General features: G+C 39.7%; 1 protein-coding gene. It reads right to left on the bottom strand.

Translation table 11 applies throughout. From position 1 onward, the window contains the following. Positions 1-139: 139 nt before the first annotated feature. On the bottom strand, positions 140-4,825 hold the full coding sequence (locus ACZ0AH_RS00735; RefSeq protein WP_463473987.1) for a PorP/SprF family type IX secretion system membrane protein: 4,686 nt from the start codon (positions 4,823-4,825) through the stop codon (positions 140-142). Position 4,826: the final 1 nt, after the last annotated feature.

The following is a 4,826-nucleotide window of genomic DNA, read 5'->3' as shown; positions in this document are numbered from 1 at the left end:
AATCATTCTATTGTTTTACTTCCATCTTATCTTCTGAGGGGCATCAGAAAATAAAATAATTAGTATTCTAAAACATTTTATTTTTCTGCAATTCACTCTTAAGCCGTTTAAGAGTTTCATGTATTATTCTTTAATCTTATTAATTCTCCACTTTTACGATAGCCATTTTCCCGTTGTAAGGTTTGTTTCCTTTTGCTTCTAATGCCTTAGTTGCTTCAGATAAACCTTCGAATTTCTCGTAATAGATATAATATTTACTTGTTGCTATATTGTAAAAGAAATTAACATCTGTACGTCCGGCGGCAACCGCTTTTGTCAGGAATTCATCTCGTTTTTCAGCACTGCTGTGAACTGCAATAATCAAATAATAACCATTCTCAGAGTTTTTAATATTCTTGATAATCTGCATGTTTGACTGGTCTTCGCCAAAATCAAAATCACTTGCTGTTAATGGTGTACTGCTTAATTTTGTTGTTTCTTTAATTCGTTTTAGAGCAGCAACATCCTGTGCATATCTTCCTTGATCATTTTCGTAAGCCGCACGTTTAATTCTACGTCTTTTTTCGATTTCAGTTTCTGCTTTAATACGTTCTAAATTCGCCAGTAAAGCTGCACTATCTTGTTCTGCTTTTATTTGAGCTGCTTTTAATTGATTAATTTTTTCTAAGTAAGCTCTGTTTAAAGCATCGTTTTTATTTGGTACTTTTTTAAGTCTTTCGTTATATAAATTAGTCAGCTTGTCAATTTCATTTTTTTGATTTCTATTAGCTTCCGCAAGTTGTGCTTTCAAAGCTTCTAACTGACTGTTTTCTGCCGCAACACTTTTGAACGGTTTAGGCTCTTTATAAATTCCTTTTTCACTTAAATCATTTTCTTCTCTTAAGTCAGTCAGGTCTTTTTGTTTGTTTGCCACTGTTGCGTTAAACTGTGCCAGGATATCACTTTGTGTTTTTCCTGAATTTTCTATCGACTGAGCCAAATCATCAATTGCTTTTGCTGTCTCGTCTTTAGGAGCTGAAGCCGCTTTTGCAGCCGCAGCATCTGCAGCTAATTTGGCTTTTAACTCTGCTTCTTCAGCAAGTTTTGCTTGTAAAGCTTCTGCATCGGCTTTTGCTTTTGCATCTGCAGCTAATTTCAATTGTTGTGCTTCTGCATCGGCTTTTGCTTTTTCTTCTGCAGCTTGTCTTGCTCTTACAGCATCTTCTTCAGCTTTTGCTTTTGCATCGGCTTTTGCTTTTGCATCTGCAGCAAGTTTAGCTTTTGATTCCTCTGCATCAGCTTTTGCTTTTGCATCGGCAGCTAATTTTGCCTGAAGCGCTTCTGCATCGGCTTTTGCTTTTGCATCTGCAGCTAATTTCGCCTGACGTGCATCTTCATCCGCTTTAGCTTTAGCATCTGAAGCTTGTTTTGATTTTAGTGAATCTGCGTCTGCTTTCGCTTTAGCATCGGCTGCTAATTTTGCCTGTAGCGCTTCTGCATCAGCTTTTGCTTTTGCATCTGCAGCTAATTTCGCCTGACGTGCATCTTCATCCGCTTTCGCTTTAGCATCAGAAGCTTGTTTTGCTTTTAGTGCTTCTGCGTCTGCTTTTGTTTTAGCATCTGCTGCTAATTTTGCCAATCTTGCTTCTTCAGCTAATTGTAATTGTTTTGCTTCCGCATCTGCTTTTGCTTTAGCAGTAGCTTCTGCATCTGCTTTTACTTTTGCATCAGCAAGTAATTTTGCCTGTAATGCTTCCATATCTGCTTTCGCTTTTGCATCGGCAGCAAGTTTTGCTTGTTGGGCTTCTGCATCTGCTTTTGCTTTTGCATCAGCAGCTAATTTTATTTGTCTTGCTTCTTCATCAGCTTTCGCTTTTGCATCCGCAGCTTGTTTTACTTTCAGCGCTTCTGCATCGGCTTTTGCTTTTACATCCGCAGCAAGTTTTGCTTGTAAAGCTTCTGCATCAGCTTTTGCTTTTGCATCGGCAGCTAATTTCGCCTGACGTGCATCTTCATCTGCTTTCGCTTTTGCATCGGCAGCTTGTTTTACTTTCAACGCTTCTGCATCGGCTTTTGCTTTTGCATCGGCAGCTAATTTCGCCTGACGTGCATCTTCATCTGCTTTCGCTTTTGCATCGGCAGCTTGTTTTGCCTGTAATGCTTCTGCATCAGCTTTTGCTTTTGCGTCTGCAACTAATTTTGCCTGCAATGCTTCTGCATCGGCTTTTGCTTTTGCATCGGCAGCTAATTTCGCCTGACGTGCATCTTCATCAGCTTTCGCTTTTGCATCGGCAGCTTGTTTTGCTTTCAGCGCTTCTGCGTCGGCTTTTGTTTTAGCATCGGCAGCTAATTTTGCCTGACGAGCTTCTTCTGCTTGTTGTAATTGTTTTGCTTCAGCCTCTGCTTTTGCTTTTGCAGTTGCTTCTGCATCTGCTTTTACTCTTGCGTCAGCAATTAATTTTGCCTGTAAAGCTTCCATATCTGCTTTTGCTTTTGCATCTGCAGCTAGTTTTGCTTGTTGCGCATCTGTATCGGCTTTTGCTTTCGCATCTGCAGCTAATTTTGCTTGTTGTGCTTCTGCATCTGCTTTCGCTTTGGCATCGGCAACTAATTTTGCCTGAAGTGCTTCTGCATCCGCTTTCGCTTTTGCATCGGCAGCTAATTTTGCTTGTGCATCTGCTTCGGCTTTTGCTTTGGCATCAGCAGTTTGTTTTATTTTTAATGCTTCAGCATCTGCTTTGGCTTTTGCATCTGCAGCTATTCTTGCTTCTCTTGCTTCTGCATCAGCTTTCGCTTTTGCATCAGCAGCTAATTTTTCTTTTAATGCAGCATCTGCAGCAGCTTTTTCTTTTGCAGCAGCGGCAGCTTTTGCTTTGTTTGCAGCATCAATACTTACTTTAGTTTTGGCAGCAGCCGCAGCTTTTGCTTTTTCTTCAGCAGCTAATCTTGCCTGATAAGCATCTGAGTCCGCTTTGGCTTTTGCATCGGCAGCTAAAATTGATTGTAAATCTGCCGCTTCAGCTTTTGCTTTTGCATCTGCTTTACGTTTAGCTTCTGCAGCATCTGCTTTGGCTTTTGCATCGGCAGCTAATTTAATTTTTAATGCTTCTGCATCGGCTTTCGCTTTTGTATCTGCTTCTAATTTTGCTTTTGCAGCATTTTCTGCATCAGCTTTCGCTTTTTCGGCAGCTAATTGTGCCTGCGTTTTTTGTGGTGTCGATGCAGCTGGAGCTGTTTTTGGTTTTCCTGCATTTTCTGCATCTGCTTTCGCTTTTGCATCTGCAGCTAATTTCAATTTCATTGCTTCTGCATCGGCTTTAGCCTTATCAGCAGCTAATTGTGCTTGTGTTTTTTGCGGCGCTGGACTAGATGTTGCTGGTTTATTTGCAATTGCTTGTGCTCTTGCAGCGGCAGCGGCGTCTACTCTGGCTTTATTATCTGCAGCTAATTTAATTCTGCGTGCTTCTGCATCAGCTCTTACTTTATCAGCTGTTAATTGTGCTTGTGTTTTTTGTTCTGCACCAACTGCTCTGTTTGTAGTTGCTGTTTGTGCTCTTGTTGCTGCTGCGGCATCAGCTTTTGCTTTAGCATCTGCGGCTAATTTTAATTTTTGTGCTTCTGCAGCATCTACTTTTGCTTTGGCATCGGCCGATAGTTTTAATTTTTGTGCTTCTGCGGCATCCGCTTTTGCTTTATTGTCTGCAAGTAATTTTGCTTTTGCAGCTTCGGCATCAGCCTTAACTTTTTCGGCAGCAGCCAATCTTGCCTGTTGTGCTTCTGCATCGGCTTTAGCCTTAGCATCTGCAGCTAATTTTGCTTTTTCGGCTCCATCGACACGTGTTACCGGAGCAGAAGTTGTCTTTTTTGCCAATACCGGTTTTGCCTTAGCCGGATCTATTAAAGAACCTTCTTCGTCATCACCGTAATAATAGTTTCTGTTTTTGAATTTATAAGCAATTGCAAATTCGTGAGATCCACCAAGATTGGTGAAGTTGCCCATTCCTCTTTCGTAGTTGTATTCGATAGCAATACTTGGAGAAATATTAATTCCTAAACCTCCTGAAACTCCATATAAACTATTGTATCCGGCCTGTGCCCAAACTCCTTGTTGAAGTGTGATCATCGCCAGACCTGAAAGTATTGTTTTGTCTTTTTTAACTTCTGTTTTTACGATTGCAGAAAATTTACTTTTGTCGAAAAAACCGTAGCTGTCAATGTATCCAGTGTACATCGCGTGTAATTCGATTGCTCTTTCCGGATCATCTTTTACTATTCCTGATCCGAAATTGTAAAGCACTAAATTGTTGATCGATAATCCGAAATCCAGAAATGTAGTTCCGTAGTTAATACCTGGATTAGCAGTAAGCATCGTATTTGAAGGATAATCACCGGTTAAAATACTGGTGTCATCTGATATTATTTTCCCTTTGTTTAAACCACTTTGATAAATACCAACGTTGATACCAAAAGTTAAATTACTGTCTTCTTCTAAAACGATGTTATGCGCAAAGTTTCCGATTCCGCCAAAGACAGTCATCAGACCATAATTTTGTTGAAATAAGCCAAAAGCAAAAGCTTCGTTTTCTTTAAAACGTCCTGAATAATTGGCTAAATAAGTATTTGGTGCATCATCAAACTGAACCCATTGTCTTTTATTATAAAAACTTGCGTAAGCATTTGTTTCACGTACAAAACTGAATGCCGGGTTAATTAAATATCTATTAAACTTTAAAGAATTTCTGATAGGTAATGAAAACGAAACAACTCCATTCTCAGTGGCTTCCTGGGAATAGAGTGCATTTGAAAAACCGTAAAATAAAGTTATGAATAGTAAAATTTTCTTCATA

It is taken from the genome of Flavobacterium sp. AC105 (assembly GCF_979258495.1).
Note: the sequence above shows the minus strand (reverse complement) of the source record. Positions and strands in the feature narration are given on the sequence as shown.

Excerpts from the sequence above, each read along its gene's own strand:
- ACZ0AH_RS00735 (WP_463473987.1), bottom strand. The coding sequence starts at position 4,825 with ATGAAGAAAATTTTACTATTCATAACTTTATTTTACGGTTTTTCAAAT.